The sequence below is a fragment of the Leptospira sp. B5-022 genome (assembly GCF_000347035.1).
GTDB lineage: Bacteria > Spirochaetota > Leptospiria > Leptospirales > Leptospiraceae > Leptospira_B > Leptospira_B cinconiae.
Genome location: NZ_ANIJ01000015.1, coordinates 91869 through 116610 on the forward strand (window position 1 = coordinate 91869; position 24742 = coordinate 116610).

Annotated in this window: 20 protein-coding genes; 15 read left to right on the forward strand and 5 right to left on the reverse strand. The window is 41.0% G+C overall.

All coding sequences use genetic code 11. The annotated features are described in order from the left end of the window. Positions 1-30: 30 nt before the first annotated feature. The gene (locus LEP1GSC192_RS06170) at positions 31-438 is read right to left on the reverse strand and encodes a helix-turn-helix domain-containing protein (RefSeq protein ID WP_020768999.1); all 408 of its coding nucleotides are present in this window, start codon (positions 436-438) and stop codon (positions 31-33) included. Positions 439-573: 135 nt separating this feature from the next. Here LEP1GSC192_RS06170 and LEP1GSC192_RS06175 point away from each other — a divergent pair, with 135 nt between their 5' ends. The 6 genes from LEP1GSC192_RS06175 to LEP1GSC192_RS06205 all read left to right on the forward strand — a co-directional run bounded on the left by LEP1GSC192_RS06175 (position 574) and on the right by LEP1GSC192_RS06205 (position 6782). Further along, entirely contained in the window at positions 574-1374 is an 801-nt protein-coding gene (locus LEP1GSC192_RS06175; protein ID WP_020769102.1) for an SDR family oxidoreductase, read from the forward strand. Positions 1375-1802: 428 nt separating this feature from the next. Next, on the forward strand, positions 1803-2168 hold the full coding sequence (locus tag LEP1GSC192_RS06185; protein WP_020769367.1) for a DoxX family protein: 366 nt from the start codon (positions 1803-1805) through the stop codon (positions 2166-2168). Positions 2169-2470: 302 nt separating this feature from the next. Then, a complete protein-coding gene (locus LEP1GSC192_RS06190) occupies positions 2471-2731 on the forward strand; it encodes a hypothetical protein (RefSeq protein ID WP_020769197.1) in 261 nt (86 codons plus the stop codon). A 106-nt stretch (positions 2732-2837) separates the two neighbouring features. Beyond that, on the forward strand, positions 2838-3539 hold the full coding sequence (locus LEP1GSC192_RS06195) for a CPBP family intramembrane glutamic endopeptidase (protein WP_020769057.1): 702 nt from the start codon (positions 2838-2840) through the stop codon (positions 3537-3539). Between the two features lie 54 nt (positions 3540-3593). Then, on the forward strand, positions 3594-5438 hold the full coding sequence (locus tag LEP1GSC192_RS06200) for an OmpA family protein (RefSeq protein WP_020769377.1): 1845 nt from the start codon (positions 3594-3596) through the stop codon (positions 5436-5438). A gap of 87 nt (positions 5439-5525) precedes the next feature. After that, positions 5526-6782: an FAD-dependent oxidoreductase gene (locus tag LEP1GSC192_RS06205; protein ID WP_020769125.1), complete on the forward strand. Its 1257-nt coding sequence runs from the start codon at positions 5526-5528 to the stop codon at positions 6780-6782. A 4-nt stretch (positions 6783-6786) separates the two neighbouring features. On the opposite strand, the gene LEP1GSC192_RS06210 is transcribed toward LEP1GSC192_RS06205, so the two are convergent. After that, positions 6787-7689 carry a class I SAM-dependent methyltransferase gene (locus LEP1GSC192_RS06210; protein WP_020769185.1) on the reverse strand — a complete coding sequence of 301 codons (903 nt, stop codon included), beginning with the start codon at positions 7687-7689 and terminating at the stop codon, positions 6787-6789. A gap of 211 nt (positions 7690-7900) precedes the next feature. Here LEP1GSC192_RS06210 and LEP1GSC192_RS06215 point away from each other — a divergent pair, with 211 nt between their 5' ends. Further along, entirely contained in the window at positions 7901-10294 is a 2394-nt protein-coding gene (locus LEP1GSC192_RS06215) for a transglycosylase domain-containing protein (protein WP_020769119.1), read from the forward strand. On the opposite strand, the gene LEP1GSC192_RS06220 is transcribed toward LEP1GSC192_RS06215, so the two are convergent. Further along, positions 10269-11765 (reverse strand): ABC transporter substrate-binding protein, encoded by a 1497-nt coding sequence (locus LEP1GSC192_RS06220; RefSeq protein ID WP_020769223.1) that lies wholly within the window; start codon positions 11763-11765, stop codon positions 10269-10271. The two genes, LEP1GSC192_RS06215 and LEP1GSC192_RS06220, sit on opposite strands and share 26 nt — an antisense overlap. 9 nt (positions 11766-11774) lie before the next feature. Between LEP1GSC192_RS06220 and LEP1GSC192_RS06225 the strand changes: the two genes are divergently transcribed. The 5 genes from LEP1GSC192_RS06225 to LEP1GSC192_RS06245 all read left to right on the forward strand — a co-directional run bounded on the left by LEP1GSC192_RS06225 (position 11775) and on the right by LEP1GSC192_RS06245 (position 19046). Then, a complete protein-coding gene (locus tag LEP1GSC192_RS06225) occupies positions 11775-13658 on the forward strand; it encodes an ABC transporter ATP-binding protein (protein ID WP_036089213.1) in 1884 nt (627 codons plus the stop codon). A gap of 11 nt (positions 13659-13669) precedes the next feature. Then, on the forward strand, positions 13670-14713 hold the full coding sequence (gene lpxK, locus LEP1GSC192_RS06230; protein ID WP_020769342.1) for a tetraacyldisaccharide 4'-kinase: 1044 nt from the start codon (positions 13670-13672) through the stop codon (positions 14711-14713). Positions 14714-14843: 130 nt separating this feature from the next. Further along, complete coding sequence (locus tag LEP1GSC192_RS06235; RefSeq protein ID WP_020768987.1) at positions 14844-16118, forward strand: LA_0442/LA_0875 N-terminal domain-containing protein; 1275 nt, start codon at positions 14844-14846, stop codon at positions 16116-16118. Positions 16119-16260: 142 nt separating this feature from the next. Further along, on the forward strand, positions 16261-17595 hold the full coding sequence (locus tag LEP1GSC192_RS06240) for an LA_0442/LA_0875 N-terminal domain-containing protein (protein ID WP_020769326.1): 1335 nt from the start codon (positions 16261-16263) through the stop codon (positions 17593-17595). Positions 17596-17777: 182 nt separating this feature from the next. Further along, positions 17778-19046, forward strand: a complete 1269-nt coding sequence (locus LEP1GSC192_RS06245; RefSeq protein WP_036089298.1) for a hypothetical protein — start codon at positions 17778-17780, stop codon at positions 19044-19046. Here the strand turns inward: LEP1GSC192_RS06245 and LEP1GSC192_RS06250 are convergent. Then, complete coding sequence (locus LEP1GSC192_RS06250; RefSeq protein ID WP_020769302.1) at positions 19040-19801, reverse strand: HesA/MoeB/ThiF family protein; 762 nt, start codon at positions 19799-19801, stop codon at positions 19040-19042. The genes LEP1GSC192_RS06245 and LEP1GSC192_RS06250 overlap by 7 nt on opposite strands. A gap of 12 nt (positions 19802-19813) precedes the next feature. Further along, a complete protein-coding gene (locus LEP1GSC192_RS06255; RefSeq protein ID WP_020769122.1) occupies positions 19814-20287 on the reverse strand; it encodes a HEAT repeat domain-containing protein in 474 nt (157 codons plus the stop codon). 102 nt (positions 20288-20389) lie between these two features. Here LEP1GSC192_RS06255 and LEP1GSC192_RS06260 point away from each other — a divergent pair, with 102 nt between their 5' ends. The 3 genes from LEP1GSC192_RS06260 to LEP1GSC192_RS06270 all read left to right on the forward strand — a co-directional run bounded on the left by LEP1GSC192_RS06260 (position 20390) and on the right by LEP1GSC192_RS06270 (position 24739). Next, positions 20390-21550 (forward strand): LptF/LptG family permease, encoded by a 1161-nt coding sequence (locus LEP1GSC192_RS06260; protein ID WP_020769010.1) that lies wholly within the window; start codon positions 20390-20392, stop codon positions 21548-21550. 121 nt (positions 21551-21671) lie between these two features. Further along, entirely contained in the window at positions 21672-22403 is a 732-nt protein-coding gene (locus LEP1GSC192_RS06265) for an ABC transporter ATP-binding protein (RefSeq protein ID WP_020768986.1), read from the forward strand. Continuing rightward, positions 22397-24739: an ABC transporter permease gene (locus LEP1GSC192_RS06270; protein ID WP_020769344.1), complete on the forward strand. Its 2343-nt coding sequence runs from the start codon at positions 22397-22399 to the stop codon at positions 24737-24739. Before LEP1GSC192_RS06265 ends, LEP1GSC192_RS06270 begins: the two co-directional genes overlap by 7 nt. Positions 24740-24742: the final 3 nt, after the last annotated feature.

The window sequence follows — 24742 nt, forward strand, 5'->3', positions numbered from 1 at the left end:
GTAGTAGTAGTTGTTGTTTGCCAACAACTACTACTTTCTCAATTCTTTTGTCTTCGATCTAATAAAAGCGTCTTTGTCCTTCTTTGCCTCTTTTAATGCCGCTTTGATGTCTTTTGGAATATCAAAATACTTTTCCGCCCAGGTATAGATCTCAAAAAAGACAGGTAGTAGATCGATACCTTTTTGTGTAAGCTTATACAGAACTTTTAATTTGCTATCTGGATGGTCCGATTTTTCGATGAGGCCGCTTTCTTCTAACGACTGAAGTCTGGAAGCTAAAATATTCGTAGCGATTCCCTCCTCCGACTTCAAGAATTCACCGTAAGTCCCTTTTTTATTAAACATCAGATCCCTGATAATGAGAAGAGACCATTTGTCTCCCCAGATATCCAGGGAGCAGCTAATCGGACAATTCGATCTTTTTTTGTTCACCGACATAAAATTTATTCTAAAAAGTGCTTGCAAAAAGCAAGTATTTTTCAGTCTCCTATATTTACTTGCAAATTGCAAGTAAATTGATCGACCACAAGAAGTCGTCATAGCCACAAATCTTTGCAATATAGGGGAAATAAGATGAAACAGACAATTTTAGTTACAGGAGCCTCTTCCGGTATCGGGCTTCTTCTTGCCAATAAACTCCATCAGGACGGTCATACTGTTATCGGAACAAGCCGCAATCCCGAAGAACATAGATTACCTTTTACATTATTAGAATTAGATATTTCTTCCGACAAATCGATCGAATCCTTCACGAAACAACTCTTCAGTCGGATACAAAGTTTGGATGTTCTGATCAATAATGCAGGTTATTTGGTATCAGGTCTCGCCGAGGAAACTTCTATCGATTTAGGCAGACAACAATTCGAGACCAATTTTTGGGGTACGGTAAAACTCACAAATCAACTGCTGCCTTATTTCAGAAAACAACGTCATGGAAAGATTATCACAGTCGGATCCATTCTTGGTTTAATAGGTCTTCCTAATGTTTCTTACTACTCGGCTTCGAAACACTCTTTGGAAGGTTACTTTAAAGTTCTGCGTTTTGAGTTAAGGGACTTTAATATTAAAGTCAGCATGGTTGAGCCGATGGGGTTCAAAACAAATATCGGCGCTAGCGCCGTTAGGTCAAAAATACAAATTCATGATTACGATCTCCTTCGGAAACAAACTGCTGCATTCTCGAAAGAGACATTCGATAAAGCACCTACTCCGGAACCGGTTGTAGATACCGTAGTAAAAATTATTAATCAAAAAGATCCAAAATTCAATTTCCCGGTGGGCCAAGGGGCTTCGTTTATTCTTACGATGCAACATTATGCGTATAAAACTTTCGAGAGTTCGATCTTGAAAAGACTATATAAAGCGAAATTATAAAAAAACGATATTGTTACACTTTTAAACCGCGCGAGGTCTTTGCAGGACGGCAAAAGCCGGTCCGAAGGACCGAGCGGGACTCCGCGAGTCCGTAAAAGACCGACCCTTGCAACGCAAGGGACGCGCCCAAACTTTTATAATGAATCGTTACAGAATTTTTTTGAAGAACTTTTTTTTCGCTTGTACTTTCTTCGCCCTTACTATAATGGCTGGCAAATTTAACGGCAAGGAGTCTAGCCTATGCTGAAATTTCCCGGCCCTCGTACGGATCATCGAGAAAGAAATCGTCCCTTCGTCACCAGAGAAAAATATCTCACCTTCCTGAAAATCGCAAACAAGTCTTCTCATTCCAGACAGAGAAGGTTTCGTAACAAAAACAGAGAAAAAAGGCAGACCTTGTCGCCCTAGTTACCTTATCATGGTTTTCCATGGAAAACCTAGACGCTAAATCGATCAGTCTCTGGATCATGGCGACCATCTATACGATCGCCGGCATTCTTCATTTTGTGATCCCTAAATTTTACTTAAGGATCATGCCTCCTTGGATTCCCTATCATAAACTTATGGTCCAACTCAGCGGTATCGCGGAAATCGCTTTGGGACTCGGCCTTTTTTTTCCCCAAACCAAAGTGTTGGCTGCTTGGGGAGTGATTCTTCTATTGATCGCTGTGTTTCCGGCTAACGTGTATCATTTTCAATCTAGGACCAGAAAAGATCCTCCTAGTTGGGCTTTACTCTTAAGACTTCCACTTCAATTCCTTTTGATCTACTGGGCTTATACTTTTACGTATTGAGTTCGGTTGGAATTGTTGGAATTCCTACATAGCGAATACGATCGGTAGTAGGATATTCAACAAAGCATAACAATTGACATGTGGGAGTTCTTACACGGTCGTAAGCTGCGGCTGTTGGAACTCCTACAACAAACAATAGTACAACGATTTTTCCTTTTGAATTCTTTATAAATCCTGGTATACAATCGATCCGATTTCTTTTGCGTCTAAAAGTCGTATCTTTACTTTTTATTTTAGTTAAAAATTTATTGAAAGGACTTGGGAAACTGCTATTCTCCCCTTCTTAGTTTTGGAGTTTATTTATGTTCAAGTTATGGATAGCGATCTGCGGGAGCGTTTTGGTTTTAGGGTTGGTTTTTTCTTCTTCCAAAGTCCTGGCGAATACCAAATACAGCGTCTTCTGCGCCGACGGGAAGATTGAAGCGGATTCCCGCACCCTAGATCAGATGAAATCGGCTCGAGGTTCCAATGTTTGTCTTCTGAAAGAATTCGATTATTCTTCCGATGCAGATAATTATGCACAATCTTTAGGGGGAAAAGGTTCCGCCTGCAGCTGTAATTGATTTTTATCTCCTTTCTTTAAAGATCGGGATATTTATCATCCCGATCTTTTATTAGCAAAATCCAAGAAATTGTCGATCAAAGAGATACCTGTATTAGTTTATAGGAATGAAATCCATTGATAGAACGTGGTTGAATCTAATCCTGGCACCGATCTGGTTTTTAGTCGTAATCTCCGTATTTTCCGTATATTACTCTTTTCTTGGAATCCCCGCAGAAGAAATAGGATTGAAAATTTCGAACCAGACTCCTCTGATCATTTTAATCGTCCAGCTCTTGATACTGGCAACATTACTAAGTTCCACTAGACATGAATCCTATCATCTATTCAAAGATGCTTGGATCAATTCGGATTGGAAGGTCCAGTCCTTGACGGGAATCTTTGTCGGATGTATCATTGCAGGCCTCTATCTGTATTTACTTTCACCCGCTCAAACATACCTGCAAAATACTGTAGGTGATTATATACCCGCCGGGGAAACTATGAAAGTATTAGGGAAACAAATCCCTATCTTTTTTGTGGCGAACGTACTACTCGCCCCTTATGTGGAGGAAAATTTATATCGAAATTTTGCTCTTTCCGATTTCCTGCATAAGTTCGGAAAACTGAAAAGTATCGCACTCACGTCTTTATTTTTCGGGTTATTACATTGGACAGGCGGTTTTTGGTATATACTTATGACTGCGATATTCGTCGGGGTCCCTTTTGCGATCCTTACCGTCCAAAGCCAAAGTATCATCTGCGCTTTCGTTTCGCATCTGACTCTCAATATAATAGAATTCGCTTATATCCTCAGCCTGAACTTATGAATTTTTTCGCTTTATAAGCTTCGGTAGAGTCGGAAATTCACCGAAATAGAATGTATGATCCGTTCTTTTTCATATCTCTTGTTGTTGATCCTCTGCCTAAGATCGGAGCAACTTTTCGCCGAGGAGAGAATTATCGAGGGAAAACTTCTACAATTCGGTAGAATGTTAGGTACAGGAAACGAGTTCATTCAGGTACTTTCCAACGATCTGAGCCCTGAACTTTCCAGACTTCATAACCAAACCATTCGTGTACTCTGCCAGATGAGAGGGGAAAATTGCGACCCGATACGTTATGAGACCTATCCATTTTCCGAATCCAAGGGCCTTGCGGATTGGACCTTAAAAAGAATTCCGAATTATGTGAACAGAGGGTACTTCGCTTTTAATCCGACAGTCACTCCGGATGGAAGATCCATTTTTTGGACCGTATATTCTAGCAAGGGTAAATCGGGCACTCAAAGGATCTGGTTTGCGGAGAAGGACGATAAAGGTTTTTGGAGAGACGGGAAAGAGATGCCTGCTCCTCTAAATAACGACTTGAACTCGGCTGTGATCGCGGTCCTCCCGAGTAATAATGAATTATTCGTCTTCGGTTCTTTCGGCGATGACGAGGCTTCTCGCAAGATCCAATTCGAGTTCCAAGATAAAAGAGAAGAATTAAGAAGAAACACCAGAGACGAGATGGAATTCCGCTTAAAAGAAGAACAGCTCGCTTACGAATATCTCCGAAAAATGAACAATCTTCAAAACAAAGCGACTGTTCCATTATATAAAAGTTATAAAGAAAAAGGGAATTGGTCTTATCCTAAAGCGATTAACTTTCCCGATTTTGCGAATTTATATCTGAAAAATAATACTTCCGTCTTCGGAGGATCGACCCTTTCTTCTTCCGGAAGGATACTGATCTATTCCGTCCAGCAACCCGATTCCCACGGCAAATTGGATCTGTATGTCAGTATCCAAAAAGATGACGGCTCTTTCGGAATAGGTAAAAATTTAGGCGAGATCGTTAACACTTCTTCCGAAGAGACCGCTCCGTTTTTAGCGGGAGACGATAGAACACTTTATTTCTGCAGCGACGGTCATAAGGGCCTTTCCGTATATGTAACCAAAAGAATCGGAGAAGGTTGGGACAATTGGACTAAACCGGTAGAGGTATCCGCAAACTTAAAAGGAGTGAACTTCTTTTCTATTCCCGTAAATAGCGACTGGGCTTATGTAAGTAAAGAAGGTCAACTGTATATGGCTTATCTTCCTCGAGATTTTCGCCCGAACCCAGTTGTAGTGATTAACGGCAAAGTTTTGGATGAAGAAGGAAATCCTTTGGGTGCGGAAATTCATTACGAATCCTTAACACGTTTGGAAAAAAGAGGAAGTGCGAAAAGCGATTCTAAAACCGGTTCATTCAGTTTAGTTCTTCCTTACGGCGAAAAATACGGTTTCTATGCGGAGAAACAAGGTCATCTTTCCGTTTCTAGAAATATCGATCTTACGGATTCAAAACAAGAAGACGCAAAATTGGATGTGGAATTCCGTCTTCCTGCTTTGGCAGTGGGTCGACAAGTCCTTCTGAACAATTTATTTTTTGAAACAAACAAGTTCGAGATCTCCAAGGATTCCGAACCTGAATTGGATCGTTTGGCGAACTTTTTAAAATCGAATCCCAAACTCAAAATCTCCGTCGAAGGTCATACGGATAATATAGGCAAAAAAGAACATAACCAGGAACTTTCCCAAAACAGAGCGAAGGCTGTTGCGGATTATCTAATCTCTAAACATGGAATTGAGGACACGAGAGTTCGGACCCAAGGTTTCGGGGACAGCCAACCGATTTCCTCCAATGATAACGCTTCGGACCGTCAAAAGAACAGAAGAGTTGTGTTGCAGATCGTAGACTGACTGTTCGGTTACCTTTTTTGTAGCATTCCTTCCTTAAATACAGGTTTTACCTTGTATTTTTGTTTTAAAAAAGGATTCTAATCCGGAATGAAAATCGCGGTCATCGGTAGTGGAATCGCCGGCTTAAGCGCATCTTGGTACTTGGGCAAAGAACATGAAGTCTCTCTTTTAGAAAAACATCCTTTGGTCGGTATGGATGCTCACGGCACCGATCTTTTCTCCAACGGACATTCTATCCGTGTGGATGTTCCATTTAGGGCATTCAAACGTAATTATTATCCTTGTCTTTTAGATCTTTACAGGGAAGCGGGCATCGAAGTAAGGCCGGTAGATTATTCGTTTTCCTTAAACTACGGAGACGGCACGACTTATTTCGGTTTTTCCACCTTGGGTATCGGAGGGAATTTTGTTCCGATCCCTTATTGGGTTTGTTTTTCCAATAAAACTTCTAGACGTATTTTTTCGGATGCGATCCGCTTTTACGAAGAATCGGAAAGAGAGCTCCGATCATTAGAAGGAGAACAACTTACCATCTCTCAGTTTTTGAGTAGATTCGGTTATTCCGTCGAATTCGAAGACCTGTATCTGATCCCTATGTTTTCCACGATTAATACCTGTACTTCTGAAAGCGCTAAAAATTATCCGGCAGAAGTAGTGATCGGTTATCATTCCAGCGGATTAAAATTCCTTAGATTTTTAACTCCGGAAAAAGGAACTAGGGACGTTACGGAAAAACTTTCAAAAAGAGCTTCTTCCGTCCGTTTGAGCACCGACCCTAAAAAAATCGTTTTAGAAAAAGATAAAGTAAAACTGATCTTCGAGAATGGAGAGGAACTTTTCGATAGAGTGGTGGTTGCTGCTCCCGCCAATCAGGCGATCTCCATTCTTCCGGATGAATATTCAAAGGAGAAGTCCCTACTTTCCAAACTTAAATACGAGGCTTCGGAAGTAGTAGTCCATTCGGACGAAAAGTTTATGCCCAAACAGAAAAGGCATTGGGCTCCTATGTGTTTTTCCCTTTCTCAAGATAGTTCTACCGCAACTGCCACGATTCTTCTAAACAAAGTCCTTCCCTCTATGAAAGGTAAGGCGGTTTTCCAGACTTGGAATCCGCTTGTACAACCGAATGAAAAAGATTTTATCAGCAGATCCAAATTCGAAAGGCCTGTGATCGATATCGCTTCCAGAAAAATTTTGGAAGAATTGAAGGGCTTACAGGAACTTCCCGGGAAAAAAGTTTGGCTTTGCGGTTCTTATGCAAGATACGGGATGCCGCTTTTAGAAGCGGGAGTTTCCACTTCTTTGGATGTAAAAAGATGGGTAGAAACTTCACTCAAATCTTGATTAACTAACTGGGTTTTCTGACCTTATAGATCCAATATTCGAAATGTTTTTTGATCTTTTCGGAGCCGAAATATTCTCCCAACATCTCGTATCTTCCCGCTAATCGTTTTGGGATCTTTTTTTCCGATTTAATTTTTTCTAATATAAATTGGGAAAATCCCGGAAATACGAAAGGGTCTATTCTTTCTAAGACCTCGAAATTGAATCCTACTGCGGAATATTCGGAAACGATCCCTTCCACTTTTTTAAGATCGCGGGACATCTTTGCCATCCTCGAGATCAAATTCCGTTTGAAAGTTTCCCAATAAGAAATCTTTCGATCGGAAAATAATATTTCCGAAGATACGAATACTCCTCCCGGCTTTACGATCCTATAAATTTCTCGGACTAAATTATTTCGATCGGGGAAAAAATACAGACTATCCAAGGCAAGCACTACATCGAAACAATTGTCCTCGAATTCCGCTAATGTTTCTACACTTCCTAAAATGAAATTGGGAGAACTTGTTTTTCCGTCATAACGTCTTTTTGCAAATTCAGTCTGGATCTTGGAGATATTGATCCCGTATATATTCGAAACATTTACTCCGAAAGTATTTTCCCAAATTCTAAATTGATCCCCGCATCCGAATCCCAGATCTAATAGTTTAGAATCACGATTTAAGCCGGCCAATTTTCCCAAATATTCCGCTAAATTCGCGCAAGCTGTGCCGTATTCCTTTGTGTTCTCCCAATAACCCAGATTGGCCCAGGATTCACCGTCCTCATTCAAGTAGAGATGAGAAAGATCGGTAGGAATTCCCTCTCTTCCGAAAAGTAGTCTTACCTTGGGCCAGATCTCAGTTTTAGCAGGAAAAGAAGAATGATGGCGTTGAAAAATTTCTTTTTTGAAAGGCAGATCTTCCATAGTTCCTTAAGTTCTTCGGTTATCCAAAGCAAAACTGTATTGGACATAGATTTTGGAAACTGTCTACCAGAATCGCCACTTAATTGTCCGTTCTTCTCCCCTTTTAGATATGTTACTATACCGACATAAAAGAGAAGGAACCGGACAAAAATTCGTAAAAAAAGTCCTTTTCTTTCCCTAACTTACGGCGGAAAACCTACCGACGGACCTTATGAACATCAAAGATCGTATCCTTGGAATTTTAGTTTCCTTCCTCCAATATTCGAAAACAAACTGGAGATCTATCCTCAAATACTCTGTTATTTCCGGAATTGTAGTCCTTTCCTTTTTGATCGGCGGATCTTACGTTGTCTGGCTCACCAAACAGGAAGAAGTCGTGCGCAATCTGGAAACTTTCCAGAGGGAAGTTTCGGACACATACGATCCGAACGAGATTAAACCGATCCGTATCCTTGACAAAAACGGAAAATTGATCGGCGAATTCTCCCGTAGAAAATTCAGACCCATTCGTACGGACAATTTAGCGAATCATGGAAATATAATATGGGCATTGCTTAGTTCGGAAGATAGGGACTTTTACGAACATAGTGGTGTGAATTTTACTGCTTTACTAAGAGCTATCATAGTTAACCTAACTACCTTCCAAAGACAGGGAGGTTCCACCCTCACGCAACAATTGGCAAAACTCACTTTGGATCTAGGAGCTCGGAACGTCTTCAACAAACTTACCGAGTTTTATTGTACATTCTATCTGGAAAGTAAGTTCGATAAGAATACGATCCTAGCAATGTACCTAAATCGTATTTTCTTAGGGGAAGGAAACACAGGAGTAGAAGAAGCTTCTCGCTATTACTTTAATAAACCTGCATACGAATTGACTCCTGCGGAAGCGGCTCTGCTTGTTGGGACAATTCCGGCTCCTTCCAATTATAATGCCGTTCGAAATCCGAAAATAGCTCTCAAAAGACAGAAAATGGTGATGACTGTAATGGGAAAAAACCAAAACCTTCATCCGAATCCGAAGTCTATCGAAAGAGATTTCGAGAAGAAAGTGGATTTGAATATCCGCAAGTTCAGATCTTTTTATGTGGTGGAAGAGACGAAGGAAGAAGGGGACAAAGTTGTAATCACTTCCGAGATCGGAAAGTACGGATTCGATAAGGATTTTACGATCAATTTGGCTCCCGATTTTAACTTCGGCATTCGCCAATTCGTGATCGAAAATTTTTCGGAGATCGACCTGGAAAGCCGCGGAATGAATGTTTATACTACTTTAGATTATGATAAACAAGAAGCGGCAGAACGCTCCCTTAGAGAAGGAATAGAGGCAGTCCGTAAAAAACTTTCCGAAGATAAAGCGAATTATTTAAAAGCAGGCAAAACGGAAGAAGTTTCCAAACAAAATAAGATTATAGAGAACATGAACGGCAGCCTGATCTCCATCAATCCCACAAACGGATATGTGGAAGCGATGGTCGGTAGTTACAAAATTTCTAATATATTTAGATTAAACCGCGCCGTTTCCGCCGTTAGACAACCCGGATCGGTAATCAAGGGACTCGTATATCTGATGGCATTCGAAAAAAGGATCGCCACTCCGACTTCTATCGTTGTGGATGAGCCGATCAAGATCAGAGGTTATGCTCCTAAAAACTGGTATAAGGGTCACAGAGGAGCAATGCAGGTCCGAACCGCTTTCGCTCAATCGGTGAATACGATCGCGGTTAAGTTTATGGATGAGATCGGCGTCGGCGATTTTATCCATACTTTAGGGAAAATTTTGGACTTAGATAGTTCCGAGTTGAGTAGAAGGTTCCAACACAATCTTACATTAGCGCTCGGTTCCGGAGAATTATCTCCTAAAGAATTGGCAACCGTTTATGCAACAATCGCCAATAACGGTAAAAAAGTAAAACCTGTGGAAATCCTAAGGATCACAGACTTCGAAGGATCCGAACTTTATATGAATAGTCTTCCGGATCCTAGGGAAGCGGAACAAATTTTAGATCCTGTAGCCTGTGCCATGACATTAAACTTATTAGAAGCGGTCGTATCGGAAGAAGGTACACTCAAGATCGCATTAAAGGACGGAGAAAAATTCCCGCTCGGAGGAAAAACAGGAACTGTTCAATCTCCGAAAGAAGCGCAAAAACGTTGGGGTTCTAGAAAAGGAGTACGGGACGTTTGGTTTGCCGGGGTAAATCCGAATTTAGTCACTGCAGTCTGGGTGGGTAATGACTTAGGCGCACCTTTCCCAGGTTCCGGTTCAGGCACAAGCGGTTCCATTTGGTTTAGATATGTTTCTCACGTTGCTAGAACATTAGGTTTTAGTGATAGTCTAATCACTCCATTTAACGGAGATTATGTGAAAGTGGATATCTGCGCGGAAACAGGCGGACTTCTTTCCAACGAGGCGGAATGTAAACATCCTCTATATGGACAGTATTATTACGTAGGAGATCAACCGGGAGGCGGCGCAACTACCCCTACGGTCACACAAACTGAAGGAACTGCTTCCACAAACGGTTCCGATGAAGCGCTTTCCGGAGAAGACGCGGTAGAATTAGAACTTCCTGAAATTAAGGAAGATCCGAACGACGATTAGGAACTTTTTGTAAACGGTCCCCGATCAGATACAACTCATAAGGGGACCATAAAAAGATCCAAGGAGCATCTTCCGCTAAAATGGAGAATGCTTCTTGTATCTTTGGACTTATATCCGTTTTGTCCGTGGATCTGATCTCCTGGAAAATTTTTTCCATTTTCGGGTTAGAGTAGAAGGCTCGATTTCCTCCGTTCCCGAATCGATCTCCCGCAAACAACGGATCCAAAAATGCGAACGGTCCCGGAAGATCCGCATACCAAAACAATAACGTTAGGTCTCCTTTACCTTCTCCATTCTCTTTATATAATGCCGCCTTTTCCATAGGAAGGATCTTGATCTTCAATCCTAAATCCTTTAGATTTTGAACGATTGCAGCTCCGTTTGCTTGGTTTTCTTCGTCTCCTCTCATCCTAAATTCCAGTTCTCTTTCTAAAATTTTAGGATAACATACGGACTTAGAAAGTAATTCTTTTGCTTTTGTTAGATCATAAGGATAAATTTCTTCGGAAGAAGTCCAGGTTTCCGAAATCGATTTTGGAAATGGGCCTACGGCAACTTCTCCTTTTCCTTCCAATAGAACACGGATGATCGTTCGCTTATCCACGGAGTAATTTAATGCTTTTCTAAAGTTCTTATCGAAACAAGGCCCTTTAGCGTTGATCGCAACATATTGTACACCTCCCCCTTTTCGGATGGAGATATGATCTTCTTTTACTAACGAGTTTTGGAGAAGAAACACAGGCAATTTCATTAGATCCAATTCGTCTTTGAAATATAAATACAATCCAGTGCTTGCTTGTGGAAGAACGCGAAATAATATTTCAGAGCCTAGATCGTTGGAATGATTTGCAACTAATCTAAGATAATTATTCCTTTTCCATTCTACTAATTTAAAATCCCCACAAGGCAATTCGGGTGAACCGCAATAGATCCAAGCCTGGGGCAAAGAAAGTTTTTCTAAAGTTTCCCTAAGTCCGCCTTCGAAATAAATTTCCAAACTGGAATCCGAGAGGACCTTTCCGCCTTTTAAAAAAGAATATGTGCTTTTTCTTGGTCCTGGGGTATTTCTCAATCTTTCCAAAGATCCTAAAATCGTTTCCGTACTAACGTTCGATTTCAGATCGTTACGGATCTCCATGATCAATTTTCTGATATTGGGAGAAGAGCCTTCTGCGAGCTTGTATGATCTTACTAAGGACGGGATGACCTTACCTTCTACGTTTATATCGAAAAGTTTTGGGTAAATATATTTTAGAACAATTCTGGAAGATAGGTCCGTAGATCGGATCGGATCCAAAGAGATCGGATCGGAAGGTAGCGAAAATACCAGTTTTTCGGGACTTCTCTCCTCTTTTCCGCAATCATAAAAAAGAAGGGACAAAAGAAGGAAAGCCAGAGAAAAGGTAAGAGTCGGTTTCGGTCCGGCTTGAAACAGGGACGAGACCGAGTCTAGAAATCTAGGATAAAACATTCCGGACCTATGAACGTCTATAGACGCCTCTTGGGGTATTCCTTCAAGTATAAATACAGATTAATCACCGGGGTCGTACTATCCTTTTTTGTGTCCATACTCAATGGAGCCTCTCTCACTAGTGTTATTCCGATATTCAACGCGATCGGAAAAGGCGGAAAAGCCGACTTCCAAATTTCACTCACCAAAAAAGAAAGTATCGCACTAAAAGATAGGGAAGAGGGAAAAGAATTAGAAGCCATCCAAAAGATAGAGGCCCTATCCGCAGATATTAAGATCAAAACCAACTATTATCTGACTACTCTTCCGAAAGACCAGCTCGTTTTACTTTTTTGTTTATTCATCTTTCCCATCTATCTGGCAAAACTTTTATTCTTAACAGGCGCTGTCTATTGCATCAACTCCGGAGGATATCTAGCCGTCAGAGATCTTCGTTTAGAACTTTATTCTAAAGCTCAAGAACTTCCGCTCAACCATTTCGTACAAGAGAAGACCGGGATCTTTATGAGCCGCATCGTAAACGATGTGGAAGTCTTGGCCAAGCTGATCAGTTCGGATCTGAAAGATGCGATCGTGGATTTTTTCTACATACTCACACATTTACTTATTCTCCTTTTCTTAAGTTGGGAAATGTTTATCGCCGTTCTGGTTGTGGTCCCATTGATCATGGGCCCTGTGACCTCCTTTGCCGATCGGATCAGAAAAGCGACGCGTAACCAACAGGAAAGATTATCAGCGTTAAACGGTCATTTACAGGAAGTCATCTCGGGTATACGTGTTATACGCGCATTCTCCATGGAAAAAACGGAAGCGGGAAGATTCTGGGACATCAATAACGATCTTTCCGAAAAAACGTTCAAAGGGCATTTTTATCATCAGATCGGTCCGTCTTTAGTGGAACTTTCCAGCTCGATCGTTGCAGTGATATTTTTGGCTTTCGGCGCTTATTTGATCGAACTGGAAAAGCTGACCTTAGGTCATTTTATGATCTTCTTCTTAACTTTGGTATTTTTGACCAGACCTTTTAAGCAGATGGGAATGTTATCCAATTCCATCCAAAGTGCGGTTGCGGCAGGGACCAGAGTTTTCGAAATGTTGGATAGCGAAACGGATGTAAAAAATTCTCCGAATCCTATCTATCCTAAAAAACTTTCCAAAGAATTAAAATTCGATTCGGTAGGTTATACCTATCCCGGAGCAAAAAGTCCTGCATTGTCCGACTTAAATCTTTCCATCCAAAAAGGATCCACGATTGCGTTAGTCGGCTCTTCCGGGGCCGGAAAATCCACTTTGGTAGATCTTGTACCGCGATTGATCGATCCGACCGAAGGCTCCATTACCTGGGATGGAATGGATCTTAGGAATTTAGACCTGGCTTCTTTAAGAAAAAAGATCTCCATCGTGAACCAACAGGTATTCTTATTTAACGGAAGCATCCGAGAAAATATCTGCTATGGAACGGAGAATGTTACGGAAGAAAGAATGAGAGAAGTTGCAGAACTCGCCTTCGCGACCGAGTTTATCCTTTCTTTCGAAGACGGCTTCGATACCATAGTGGGAGAAAGAGGAGTCATGTTATCCGGAGGCCAAAGGCAAAGGATCTCCATCGCAAGAGCATTATTGAATAATCCTGAAATCCTGATCTTGGACGAGGCCACTTCCGCGTTAGACACCGAATCGGAAAGAGTGGTCCAACAAGCGCTTGAATCCTTATACAAAAATAGAACCGTCATCATTATCGCTCATAGACTCTCCACAGTTCAGATCGCAGATACTATTTTTACTATGGAAGGTGGAAAAGTGGTAGAATCAGGATCTCACTCGGAATTGATCCGCCTGGACGGAAAGTATAAGAAATTGTACGAGATGCAGTTCGCAGAATCTCCGGTTTAAGAAAAAAGAATATGATTTCTTTTGGGAAGATCCTCTTTTTTCCGATCTTATTTTTACTCAGCCTGGTTTATAGGATCTTATTTTTTTTTGATAGAAGTTTTAAGAAAAAAAGGACTCTCTCTTCTTCCATAACGATTAGTATCGGGAATTTTAGCGTGGGTGGAACAGGCAAAACACCTTTTACACTTCATCTAGCAAAATTACTCCATTCTAATTTTCCGAAAATCCGAATCGTGATCTTAAGCAGAGGATACGGTTCTTCCGGAAAGGGAACCCGAAGAGTCACTAATAATTCTCTTCCGTCCGACGTGGGGGACGAACCTCTTCTATTAAAAAAGAATCTTCCTTTTGTAGAAGTGTATGTGGGAAGTAACAGATTCGACTCTTACCAACAATACAGATCTGAAAACAAAATCCCGAACGATCAAAAGGTATTTGTATTACTGGATGACGGATTCCAACACCATGCTTTACAGAGGGACTTAGATTTGGTTTTATTGGACTGTACCAATCTTTCCAAAATGGAATTCTTACTTCCTCTAGGTTTATTAAGGGAATCTTATCATTCGGTATCTAGGGCAAATTTTTTAGTAGCATCCAAGTATTCGGAAGAATTGGAAAGTTCCCTTTCGAATTGGATCCGAAAATACAAACCTTCTCGAACCTTAAGATTTAGATTTTCGCCCCAAATATTAGTTCCACTTTCCCCGGGATCATCCGAGCGATCCGTCAGGGATTTGACCGGAAAATCCGTATTTGGCTTTGCAGGTTTAGGAAATCCAGGCTCGTTCTTTTCTTCCTTACAAAATCAAAATCCTTCCGAGCTAAAAACCAAATCCTATCCGGATCATTATTCTTATACAAAGGACGATATAACCCGGATCTCGGAGAACACTTCCAACCAAAATTACATTGTCTGCACGGAAAAAGACGGAGTAAAGATCTCTTCACTCATAGGGACCGATAAAAATTTTTCAAAATGGTTTTATCTTAAATTAGAAACCGTTCTGGAAAACGAATCCGAATTGATAAGCTCGGTCCGCAGTTTCATCTAACTAGCTAAAAAGACTTTCTCTTTTCCTTAAAAATAGTCTAATCCTCACTCTTTCTTGTTTACAGGTAGGAATATAGCGAATAGAAATAAATTTTTTATTAATATCCGAAACTGTTAATGAAGAAGGTTGAATGAAGTCCAAGTTCCTATTTCTATTCTTATTATTCCTGCCTGTAGTCCTATTTGCCGAGGCCCAAGCCGTATATTTACGTAGCGGCCAAATATTACATGGAGATGTCGTCAACCAAACCGCAACCTATATCGATCTGAAATTACAAAACGGGGAAACGAAACGTATCCAAAAGGAGAATATCTTAAGGATCTCTTATAGAGAACCGCAAAAGGAAGAACCTAAAAAGACCGAACCGGTAACTGCCGTGGAAAAACAAGAGCCCAAAAAGGAAGAACCGGCTATCGTCTTTCCTCCCTCGATCGTGAAAGTAGCCAAAAGAGCGGTTAGAAATCCATTAGAAAGACATTATGTAGATATTTATTTAGGTGTTGGAAGCGGAACCTTCTCCCCCCAAACCGTAGATTTTTACTATAAATATCAGAACATAAGAAGTTTATTCATCGATGCGACCCCTTTTTATTTAGCCGGAAGCCCGAACCGTACTGCGGGCACATCCGTATCAGCGGGGATCAATTATAAATTCAAAAAATTCTCCTTAGAAGCAGGGGGAATGGAAATAAATACTTCCACAAGTTCCAAAAACCTAGGACCGGAAGGAGATCCGATCGTGGTTTATGGATCTTATCCCGAACAAATGAAGGCGGCTTTTTTTAAAGGATCTTATTCCGCGCTCTCGAGGTCCAATTTCGAGTTGTATCCGAGTATAGGTTATATCCGAACTTGGAATAGAACCAAAGATTCACATTCACAGGTATTTCAGCCGGATAGCGTGGGTGGAAAATCCAATTTCCAAGCTTCTGAAAGTTTGATCGGGACATCCGTTGGAATCGGTTTTGCTTATTTGTTCGGTTCTAAATTCGAGGTACGGCCTGAATTCGAAACCTTAACGATGAAAGGTTCCCAGTCGATCCACCAGGATTATACCGCTATATTTTTAGCGCCCCCTTTCACCCTCTTTGTACTTCCTGCGGACTATAGTTTTGATTGGAAGGCAAAAGGAACTCACACTTCATTAAAGCTGAGTTATTTTTGGAAAATGGGGATCGGTTTTTTTATAAAATATGATTCTTATCAATGGAAATATTCCCTACAAGACGGAAGTTTTCCGATCACACTTTCTCTGGATTCCGATCCTCCTACTTTGTCGGAACTTGTAAGTTGGAATTTCAGCCAGAAGTTACTTGCGCAAACTATAAATGCCACAGGTAAGGCGACTTCGATACAATTCGGAGTTTCTAAAACCCTGAACTTCGGACCCGAAGAAAATTATTAACCGAAGAGCAATTTCACTATGTAGTATTTGTTATAAGATAACCGCTCTTAGATTTCGGAGCTGTCAATTTATTGCTTGAATCTTGTCTTCATCTCAAGGATTCTTTCCCAGAGTTCAAGTGGTAAGTGAGATCGGATCCGGGATGCGAAGACTAAAAAATAAGGTAAGAGCGGCAATTTTCTTCGGATGTATGATATTCTCACTAACTTCCGTCCATCCTAACGATCAAGTCATCTATATGAAAGACGGAAGAGTGATCACTGCGGAGATCGTTTCTCAAACCGCATTTAAAGTGGTAATCAAACTTCCAGACGGATCCACAAAAGAGATCTCAAAACAAGATATCAAAAGGGTTGCATTTAAAGAAGCCAAAACCCCGGAACCAAAAGACAAAACTCCTGTTGGACCTCCTACACCCGCTCCCGAAGAGGTTGTAAAACAACAGGAAGAAGAATCCAAAAAACAAGCCGTCTTAGATGAAAAAACGGAAAAAAGAAAAAAACAAATCGAAGAAGCAAAACGAAATCGTTTAGAAATATTTCTTGGCACTGGATCCGGAACCGTAAACTTCCAAGGCGCGAATTTTTACGACCAAGTGATAGCGGTTGGAAGTAGTATAGGCCAAGACAGCGGTAAATTCGAATATTCGTTAGAACCGAAACCCAAAAGCGGAAAGGCCGGTTCATTTGAAGTCAGATACTCTTGGAATCGATATGTGGGGGAAATAGGCGCAAGTTCCGCTACATCCTCTGCGACCCAAAGTATTTTCGGATTAGACGGCCCAAGTGGCGGCACATACCCGAAATTTATCCAAGGAAATTATGATGTTTCCATGAAACATGTTTTCGGAAATTTCTCTTACTCGGTATACCCGCATCCTAAATACGATGTGCGCCCCGTTATCGGATACCACCAGTTCTGGTCAAAAACGGAGAACTTTAATTCGACGATCTTCGGAACGGGAACTGCTCCGGCATTTACGGAACAATATTTCGGGATCGTTCCTACTTCCGCCTCAGAAGTCCTAAAAGGATATTCCTTCGGAGTACAATACGACTTAAAAGTAGGTGGATTCGAGATCCGGACCGGTTTACATATTCTTAAATTGCAGGGTTTCGGGACCTACGATCGAAATATTTATGCTTACGCTCCATTATCATTCGATTCCCAATCTAACGGCATACAGACATACAATAAATGGATCGCAAATGGAGCCTTATTGGATATTAGATTGGTCTATCCTTGGAAATACGGGATCGGCTTTTGGTTCGGTTTGAATTCGATGAGCTGGACTTATACCATATCCGATTCCTCTCTATCGATCAAGAACGAAAACGTATCGGACAGTAACCCGGCCCAAGATGCTGTCCTAGGAAAACTACTTTTCGAATCTTTGATCGGCCCAGGCGCTCTCAAAGAAACAAAAGCCACAACGATCCAGATCGGCGCCACGTACTCGTACGACTTCAACAAATAAGATACAAATTTTTTTCATCCTAGTCCGTTTTTAAATCGGAAAACAAATATTAAGAACTCGAATATTATACCGGGAAATCGCGTCTAATTTCTCTGAATATGTTCTATCCGAAACGAATTTTCGTTTTAAGCCTATTTGTTCTCTTCCCTTTAAATATGTTCGCCGAAATCCAATACGTTTACATGAAAGACGGAAGGATACTTAAAGGAGAAGTTCTTCACCAAAGTGCCTTCAAGATCAGATTTAAAAGTACCGAAGGAAAAGAAGAAGAAATACTGAAATCCGCAATCCGTAGAATTACATTCAAAAATCCTGATATAAAAGAACCGACTAGACAAGAAAAGATCGAAAAAACTGATCCTGTACTCGAAACAAAATTAAAGGCAGAAGAAGAGGAAAGGCGAAAGAAATTAGAGGAGGAAAATCTCAAACAAAAGGAAGAATTAAAGATCGCTCAAAAAGATAACCCTTCTACACTTTCGAATCGTCATACTTTCGAAATTTCGGGAGGAATAGGGAGAAGCAGTTATGAAAGCCAGGTCGCCAATTTCCATAGAGGAGTGGAACAATATGCCACCCTCTTAGGTAATCGAGGAGGATTTTTCTATAATTCTCCGGATCGAAAAGATTCGGACGCAAAAACTATTAATCTAAGGTATACTTGGAAACGTATTATTGGAGAGTTTGGCGGGTCCCATTTAAACTCTTTGGAATCGGTAAATAATTTCGGGAATATCGTATATCCGGATCTTTCGGGGGTAACGGTCTCACAGGCCGCATTTAGTCCTGGTGTTCCCCATCATCAAATCAGCTATAAGCAGGTATACGCTCAAATTTCCTATAACGTATTTTCTAAAGCAGGATTCGAAGTCCGGCCTATATTAGGTTACCATAAAGTTTGGCAGAAGGGAAAAGACGATTCTACTTACGAAATCTCTCCCAAAGATCCTGCAAATACGAATACTATAGATTGGGTCATCAAGTATGGGACAGGTTTCAGTGATTATTTAAGCGGTCCTTCTTTCGGAGCGACGATAGAATACAAATGGAAGGAGAAATGGGAGACAAGGTGGGAATTCCAAAAACAATTCCTTCATGGAAATTCCGTCTATACACGAGACCAAATTGCCTTCCTTGCCGGTAGCTTTTTCGAAAACAGAGCCGCCTTGAACAACCAATGGAGGGTGGATTCTCAATCGATTTCAGGAAAGTTAATCTACCATTGGAGAGATTCGGTCTTCTTCTGGACAGGATTCCAATATTCCAAACTCTCTTATAAGATGGAACACTTCGGAGGGGATCTAGATTTAAACGGGAGTCCTATAAACGCCTATGTAAGTTTAGAATTGATCCAATCGTTAACCCAGGGCCTTGCAGGAAATTCCACCGCAAAGGCAATCTATGTGGGAGCGGGATATTCTCTCGACTTCTCTAAAAAACAAACTCAATGAAGTAAACCGCAAACAATACAATCTTTACGTCTGAAAGTGGAGATAGTCCTGAACTCCATTGATCTGGAATCTACCTGTAAAATCCTGCCGAATAAACCCGATTCTCTCTCGAAATCACTTAATAATAATTGAATACATTCCGTGGCCTGAATCGTGCCGATCATCCCTGCCATACTGCCTATTACTCCGGCATCCGCACAAGAAGGCACATGTTCCGGAGGCGGAGGATCCTCATACACACATCTAAAACAAGCATCCTTACCTGGACGGACTCCCATCACCATTCCATCAAAACGAAGTACACCCGCAGTGATAAAAGGGATCTTCTCTCGAACACATGTATCGTTCGTTAAAAACTTGGTATCGAAATTATCGGAACCTTCCAAGACCAAATCCGATCCGCTCAGCAGGTCCTTCGCATTCTCTACGTTAAGTCTTGCTTGTATACCTTCTACCCTTATATAAGGATTTAAAGATCTAAGATTTTCGGAAGAAGCTTCCGATTTGGATCTTCCTATATCAGAATGTTTGAATATGATTTGCCTTTGTAGATTGGTGGTCTCAACGATATCGGAGTCTATGATCCTGATATTTCCGACTCCAGCGGCCCCTAAATATAACAAAGCCGGAGATCCAAGACCCCCGGCTCCAATTACCGTAACAACGGATTTTTTGAGTTTTTCCTGACCGCTACGTTTAACTTCGTTTAAAAGAATATTCCGAGAATAACGACTCAGTTCCTCCGGACTCAACACCGAAAAAAAGGATTAACCCTTTAACTTTTTAGTAAGAACGTTTAAGAAGTCGGAAACAAACTCGTCTGATCTGCGGTTTTTGTCCGCAAACTCAAGAGCTTCTTTCGCAGCGTCTTCCGCCTTCTCATTTTTGATCACGATGTTCAGGATAGAAACAAGAGCGGTGTAGACGATATCTCCATTGTCGGAGCTGATCACTTTGTTTTTTAAAGCGATTGTCGAATCACCGGCTTCTCCGATTTGGCCCAGAGCAATCCCCGCAGGAACAGCAACTTTAGGGTCGTTCGAACGGTTCAGAAGATTGATCAATTCCGGAACTGCGGACTTTTCTTTTTTATCTCCCAAATAAAGGGAAGCTTCGATTTTTTCCTGATCGGATCCGCTGGAGAGCGCCTTAATATGATCTTCCGTACTTTTTTCGGCAGAAACCGAAACAGTAAAAATAAGAGTGGCGAGTATTGCGAGCGAAATGACGCTTTTTTTCATGATCTCCTCCTGTAACGGAGGAATTTTCTCTTAAGAGCCAAGATCGTCAACCCAAATAAATGAATCGTAGGAATCGCTCGGCCATTTGATGATGGATTCGGAATGCAGTTCAGTCTTCCCGAAATCCGTCCCAAAGAATGGATCCAAAGAATAAAAGAGGAATTTTTTCCACCACGAATCTTGGATAAGTATGTATTCTCCGAGTTCATTAAAATATTTATCGGGGCCCTAATCACTTTGGGATTTTTGGCCTTAATGTCCTCTTATAGCGATATCAAGGGAGACATGGCTTCTTCCAAAGGGGGAAAGATCCACGGTTGGCTTTTTATCCTTTTCCGACTCCCCCAGATGCTCATCCAGTACATCATGAACATCGCGATACTTTTCTCCGTTTCTTTCACTGTGGGGCAGTTCTCTGCAAACAAAGAATTGGTGGCGATGATGGCTGCAGGGATCTCATTCCGGAGGATTGTAGCCCCGATCGTAGCATTTAGTTGTGTACTTTGGTTTGCAGCATTCTTCTTAAAACAAACAGTTGTAGCTCCATTAAACGCAAGAGCCAACGAAGAACACAAAATGTTAAAAGAAGGAGACCAAAACACGTTAGTCGGAGTGGTCTACCAAAAACATTTCAAAGGGCAAGAAGGATTTTATTATATTTATTATTACGATACTAAGGAAGAAGAGATCAAAGGCGGATTTAATTATATCTGTCTAACCAAGGAGCAGACTCCTGATTATCTTTTAGTAGCCCAAAGAGCAAAATTCGATTATCAAAAAGGAGTTTGGATCTTAAAAGGTGTAGAAGAAACCAAATTCGACGACGATTTACAAGTGGTCTCCGTACAAAAGTTTACGGAAAAAGAATATACACTTCCGGAAAAGCCCGACTATTTCAAAAAACTTAAAGGTTCAGTAGAAGAGATGAACTTCTTCGAACTTTCGGAAGAAAAAGAAAATCGTATCCGCAAAGGTTTATCTTACGGAGATGTGGATATAGCCAAGCACACATTGTTTGCGGAACCTTTGCTGATCGTGGTGTTAACTTTAGTAGGCTGTGCCAGCGGATTTTTTACCAAAAGAATGGCGATTGTCTCTTCTCTTGGAGTGAGTATCGGCGTAGCGCTTCTCTATATGGTCATGGATCCTTCTTTCAAATCCTTGGGCGAAAACGAAGTAATCCCGATCTGGCTTGCGAGTTGGATCACTCCAATATTATTCCTATCAGGACTTTACGTAGTTTACAAAAGGTTAAAAGTTTGAAAAATAGGCTGACAATCCCCAACTTCATCATACATATAAACTTTAGAAAACATTAACATAGATCAATCCCGCACCTAAAAAATCTATTTTACTTAGGCCATTAGGCATAAACGATCCTTGTATGAAAAAATCCGGAAAACATGATCCGAAAGATCCGGTCTTTGAAACCGTAAATCTCAGTAAAATTTACGATATGGGCCAAGTGAAGGTCCCCGCTTTGACCGATATCAACGTCCGATTTTTCAGATCCGAATTTTCGGTCCTACTGGGTCCCAGTGGGAGCGGTAAATCCACCTTGTTAAACATATTAGGCGGATTGGATTCTCCCAGCTCCGGAGATCTTCTTTTCAATAATCGACCTTTAGAAGCGGATCAAAACGAAGACCTCACCGAGTTCAGAAGAAAGTATGTGGGATTCGTATTCCAGTTTTATAATTTGATCCCAAGCCTTACGGCGGAAGAAAACGTAAAACTTGTTACTGATATCTCCGACAATCCGATGTCTCCACTAGAAGCTTTAAAAATGGTCGGTTTGACAGATAGAAAAGATCATTTTCCTTCCCAACTTTCCGGAGGAGAGCAACAAAGGGTCGCGATCGCAAGAGCCATAGTAAAAAGGCCCGAAATACTTCTTTGTGACGAACCGACAGGTGCATTGGACTTTAAAACAGGGAAAATCGTATTGGATGCCATTTCCAAGATAAACAAAGAACTAGGTACGACTACCATTATAATAACGCACAATGTAAGCATCGCTTCCATTGCGGATAGAGTCGTTGAGATGAGAGATGGTTGTATCGTCTCGGACAAAACCAATCTACATAAAACTTCTACGGAGAGTTTGCATTGGTAAGGGTCTTAGATAAAAAAGCCTTTCGGGAATTATTAGCTTGGAAGTCCCAAGCCCTGACAATCACATTAGTGATCGCTTCCGGGATTGCGGTATTCCTGACTTCTTTAAGCGCATACGATTCCCTTTTAATCTCAAGGAACAATTTTTATGCGGAATATTCCCTTTCTCAGGGATTTGTTTCTCTTCATAAGGCGCCTGAATCCATAATTTTAGATATTTCTAAAATACCTGGGGTATCCTACGCAGAAGGTAGGATCATCAAAGATATTGTTTTGGATTTCGAATCGGAATCAATTCCAAGCGGAGGAAGAATAGTCACCTTAACGGAAGGTCTAAACCGTTTAGCGATATTACAAGGAAGATTGCCTAGGGAAAAAGACGAAACCGTTATCAGCGAGGCTTTCTCTATTGCGAATCGATTAGCCCCCGGTTCCAAACTCACGGCAGTTTTAGAAGGAAAGAAAAAAATACTGACTGTCTCCGGGATCGCACTTTCTCCGGAATATGTGTACGTTTTTCGTCCGGGAGGATTTCTGCCGGATGATAAACATTACGGGATCCTGTGGATGAAAAAAGAAAGTGTGGAAGAGATCTTCGATATGAACGGAGCGGTAAACGATATAGTGTTTGATTTCGCTCCCAATGCCGAAAAAAACTCGGTGCTCAAAGAAATCGACCTCAAGCTGACCACATTCGGAGGATTAGGTTCTTACGATAGGGATAAACTACCATCTCACTCCTTCCTAAGGGATGAATTCAAACAACTAAGAACGACAGCCTTCTCCATTCCGATGGTATTTTTGGGAGTAGCGGCCTTTCTTCTTCATATAGTATCTTCCAGAATGATCTCCAAACAAAGGGAACAGATCGCCACACTAAAAGCGCTTGGATATGGAGATAGAAGTATCGCATTCCATTATTTGTTGATAATATTATTTATTTGTATAATAGGTTCCTTTTTGGGAATAATATTCGGATATTATTTAGGGACTCAGATGGTAGATCTTTACGGAGACTATTACAGATTTCCGGATTTAAAATTCCTATTCGAGCCTAAATTAGCGATCCAAGCGGTATTGATCGGAATTATTTCCGGTATGGCCGGCTCCTTGTTATCGATCCGAAAAGCGACTTCTCTTCAACCTGCTCAAGCGATGAGGCCGCCTTCTCCCGAAAATTTCTCCAAAAGTTTTCTGGAAGATTATTGGAAGGACCTTCCGGTCGTATATAGGATCGCAATAAGAAATCTGATTAGAAGGCCCGGGAGAACAATATTATTCGTTTTGGGAGTTTCTTCTTCAGTAATGATTATGGTCTTGGGTCTATTTTCTAGGGATACGATGAATTCGATCATAAAGATACAATTCGAAGATCTACAAAGAGACACCGTTACATTAAATTTTCAGAATGCGGTAGCTTCTGATTCGATTTTGGAATTAGCAAAGATGGAAGGGATCTTGCTAGTAGAAGGATATAGATCGGTCCCGATCCGTATACGTTACGGAAATTCGAGCAAAGAGATCGCCTTGACGGGAATGCCTGAAAATTCCTCTCTCAGAAGATTGATAGACGAAAAAGGGAAAAACATTCCTGTTCCGGAGGATGGGATCCTGCTAAATTCAGGTTTGGCGGAAAAATTCGGGATCCGGAAAGGAGACAAAATACGACTGGAAGTATTGGAAGGACAAAGGATCAAAACGGAAGTCGAAGTAACGGGCATTATAAACGAAATATTGGGACAAGGAGCCTATAAGGAAATCCGATCCTTAAACAGATTGTTAAGGGAAGGAGATCAGGTAAATATTGCCGCACTTTGGACTGACTCTTCTAAAGAAGAAAGCTTATTGAACGAATTAAAATCCTATCCGAAGATCTCCGGAGTATCCACGCGTAAGCGAACTCTGAAAATATTTTACGAATTAATGTCAAGAAGTATACTAACAACATCTCTGATTATAATGATTTTTGCATGTATCATTTCCGTAGGGGTAGTCTATAACACCGCTTTAATCTCACTTTCGGAGAGAGCTTTCGAGTTGGGTAGCCTTAGAATATTAGGTTTTACGAAAGCGGAAGTTTTTATAATATTAGCAGGAGAATTGACCATAGTCATTCTAACATCCCTTCCTTTAGGATGTTTGCTCGGATATTTTTCCGGATACGGGATCTTGAGCACAGTGGAAACGGAAGGATTTAAGATCCCGTTATTCATCGCTCCGAAAACGTACGTAATTTCCATCTTCACCGTACTAATTACCTCTTTATTTAGTTTCTGGATACTTTACGTTAAAATAAAATCTATGGACCTGATCTCCGTATTAAAGGTAAGAGAATAAAAG